At 69.2% G+C, this 3,673-nt stretch carries 1 protein-coding gene and 1 pseudogene; both read left to right on the top strand.

Features of this window, described 5'->3' with window-relative positions; all coding sequences use genetic code 11:
* A partial coding sequence (locus ACIA5H_RS37670; protein WP_397081129.1) for a transglycosylase SLT domain-containing protein occupies positions 1-3,199 on the top strand: 3,199 nt, incomplete at its 5' end.
* Positions 3,196-3,673, top strand: a pseudogene (locus tag ACIA5H_RS37665) (hypothetical protein); the annotation flags it as partial. The gene ACIA5H_RS37670 and the pseudogene ACIA5H_RS37665, both read left to right, overlap by 4 nt.

Raw genomic sequence — 3,673 nt, 5'->3', positions numbered from 1 at the left:
CGCCGCGGGCTCGTGGGCGGTGATGCAGACCCGGGCCGCCGCCGCGTTCGTCGCGACCAAGGCGTCGGCGGGCGTCGAGGCCGCGACGACGGCGGTCGCGTGGGTGGGCGCGCAAGCCAGCGCGGGCGCCGGGTGGGTCGCCATGCAGGGGAAGGCGATCGGGGCGTTCGTGGCGACCAAGGCCGCCGCGGTCGTGTCCGCCGCCGAGACCGCCGGTGCATGGGTGGTGCAGAACGCGCGCGTCGTCGTGTCGTTCGTCGCCGTCGAGGGCGCGGCCATCGCCGCCGGCGTCGCCCAGAAGGGCATGGCCGCCGCGACATGGCTGCTGAACGTCGCCATGGACGCGAACCCGATCGGCCTGGTGATCGCCGGGCTCGCCGCGCTGGTCGCCGGAGTCATCTACGCCTGGAACCACTTCGACTGGTTCCGCAATGCGGTGCTCGATGTCTGGGACTGGATGAAGAAGGCCGGAGCCTGGATCGGGACCGAATTCATGAAACTCTGGCACGGACTCGGCGACGGCGTACACGCCGCGCTGACGATCGTGCACGACACGTGGAACTGGGTCTACGATCACGCGATCAAGCCGACCGGCGAACTGATCGGCTCGGCGCTCGGCCTGGTCCGCGACGCGTTCAAGAACACGGTCGAATGGGTCGGCGAGCAGTGGGGGCGGATCGAGAAACTCGTCGGCACACCAGCGGTCGCGATCATCGACGTCGTCTACAACGACGGCATCGTGAAACTGTGGAACGGGATAGCCGGCGTGTTCCACCTCGGCGAACTGCACCCGGTCGACACCTCGAAAATCCCGCACTACGCGCTCGGCGGCATCCACGAGGGCCCCGGCGTGGTGCCCGGGTACGCGCCCGGCCGCGACATCGTCAACGCGCGGCTGTCGCCCGGTGAGGGTGTCGCGGTGCCCGAGCTCGTGCAGGCGATCGGCCCGAGCCGGTTCCTGGCACTCAACGACTACTACTCACGCGGCCGGGCCTCGGCGAACGCGACCGGTATGCCGTTGTTCGAGGGCGGCGGAATCTTCGACACCGTCGTCGACTGGGCGAAGAATGTGGCCGGGGACGCGATCGACGTCGCGAAGTTCACCGCCCGGTTGGCGAGCGATCCGATCGCCGCGGTGCGCGAGCTGTTCGCGCCGGTGCTCGACCGGGCGGCAGCGGCACCGGGCGGCGGCAGCGACGGCGGTACCTCGGCGTGGCGGGACATGCTGATCGGAATCCCGGGCCGGTTCGTCGATTCCGTGATCGAGAAAGCGAAGAGCTGGATCTCCGGTGGTGGCGCGGGCGGTGGCGGCGGTGTGCCGTTCGTCGGTAGCCCGGATCTCGACGGCTGGATCGCGCAGGCGATCGCCATCACGGGCGTCGACCCGGCGCACTGGACGCCCGGACTACGGACCCTGATCGGCCGCGAGTCCGGCGGCAACCCGAACGCCATCAACCTATGGGACAGCAACGCCGCCGCCGGGCATCCGTCGAAAGGTCTCACGCAGACTATCGACTCGACGTTCGAGGCATACCGCGACAAGTCGCTGCCCGACAACGTGTATGACCCGGTGGCGAACATCGTCGCGAGTATCAACTACATCCGCGCCCGCTACGGCGACATCTCGAGTGTGCAGCAGGCGAACCCGAATCTGCCGCCGATGGGGTACGCGACCGGCGGCATCGTGCCGGGTGTCACCACTACCCAGAAACCGGTATCCGGGCCGGAGATGGCGCTGCAACAGGTGCGCGAGCATCTCTCGACGATGTACGCGTGGGGCGGTAGCGATCTCGCGACCGGTGTTGACTGCACCGGCCTGATCGGTGACGCGATCCAGATCGCCCAGGGCATCGCGAACCCGACAGCGCGCCTCGGCGACACGACGTCGCTGCTGGCCGGGCAGTGGCCGCATGTCCTGTCGGGCGCGTCCAAGTCCGATGTGTTCGCGATCGGCGCCAACGCCGAGCACGCCGCGGCGACCATCCTCGGCACGAACATCGAGGCGCGCCAATCCGGCGAGCGGATCCGTTACGGCGGCGACGCGGTCTCGGCATGGGATCCGCAGTTCACCGCGCAATTCCATGTGGATCCGGGCACGTTCAACCCGCCCTACACCGCGAGCTCGGTCAGCACGTCGAGCAACAGCTCGAAGAGGACGCCGGCGGAAAAGGCGGCGGCGCTGCGGGCCTCGGCGCAGAAACAGCTCGACGCCGCAGCCAAGTCCGACGAGTCCGCGGTCAAGCACGACCAGTCCGCGGCCGACAACGAAGCCAAGGCGCAGCACGCGCAGGAGCTCGCCGACAAGGCATCCGGCGCGGCCCGCGATCGGCATCTCTCGGCGGTGCGCAACTACACCGACCGGGCCAAGACCGCGCACGAGGCCGCCGACAAGGCACGCAAGCAGGCCGAGGATCACCGCAAGAAGGCCGCCGAATACGAGGACAAGGCCAAGCAGGCCGAGTCGCAACCGGCCAGCAGCAGCACCAGCAAGAGCGGCTCGTCGAGCGAGGGCGGCTTGCTGACGTTCGAGCAGCTCGGTCAGCGCGCGGGCGGTATCGCGGCGAACGCGTTCCTCGAGACCTTCGGTCTCAAAGACACGTTGCTCGCCGACCCGAACAAGTCGCCGCTGCTGCGCATCGGCGGACAGCTGGGCAATCTCAAGGTCCAGGGGCGGCCGGTATTCATCAACCCGCTGCAGCATCTCGGACCGCAGCAGGCCGAGGCCATCCCCGAACCGTTGCAGGTGCAGGCCGCACCCGAGGTGCAGGCCATCCCGGATATGGAAGCCGCGCCGGAGGTCTCGGCCGCGCCGGAGGTCGAGGCGCTTCCCGAGCAGCTGCAGCCCCCGGACGTCCCGGATACCGATACCGACCTGGACTCCGACGCGTTGTCCGATCGCCTCGACCTCACCGACCCCGACGCGCTGTCCGATGAGCTGCCCGCCACGCACGACGCCGGTGGTCTCATCCCGCCCGGGCTCTCGATCGTCAACAACAAGACCGGCGGCCCCGAACAGCTCGCCGTGCTCAGCCCGCAGCAGCAGAAACTCGGGCCCGCCGAGCAACCGCGGTTCGCCGACGCCGGTCGGTCCGGGCCGCTGCTGCACATCGAGAACTGGCACACGCACGGCGACGGGCAAGCTGACGCCCGGGCGATCGTGCGCGAACTCAACGTCTACGCCGGGGCGATCGCACGATGAGCACCCTGATCACGCCCTCGAACCCGCCGACCACGGGGGCGCTGCAATCGCTGCTCGGCGGCCGCGACTCGTTCGTGACGTGGGTCGACACCAACCGGCTCGCGTGGCCTGTCACCGGTGGTATGGCGCCGATGCCGCCGGTCGACGAGGGTGTGCAGCTCGTCGACATCAAGGGGCTGCACGCCCCGTTCAAGCACGTCGACCAGCAGGGCGCGCACGAGGACGGCGTGACGTGGCTGGACAGCACCTACGACGCACTCGAACTCGACATGACGATCAGCGTGTTCGGCCGCGACGCCGTCGGCCGCCGCCGCGTGTTCCGGAAATGGCTGGCCGGGTGGGAGCCGAAGAAAACCGGCAAGCTCGTGTGGTTCACTCCCGACCTGGGGCATTGGTGGCTCACCGCGCGATACATGCAGGAGCCGCGCGACGTCATCCAGGCCGGTGACGCCGCGTCGCTCACGCTGAAGTGGT

Source organism: Nocardia sp. NPDC051900 (assembly GCF_044452545.1).
Lineage (GTDB): Bacteria > Actinomycetota > Actinomycetes > Mycobacteriales > Mycobacteriaceae > Nocardia > Nocardia sichangensis.
Note: the sequence above shows the minus strand (reverse complement) of the source record. Positions and strands in the feature narration are given on the sequence as shown.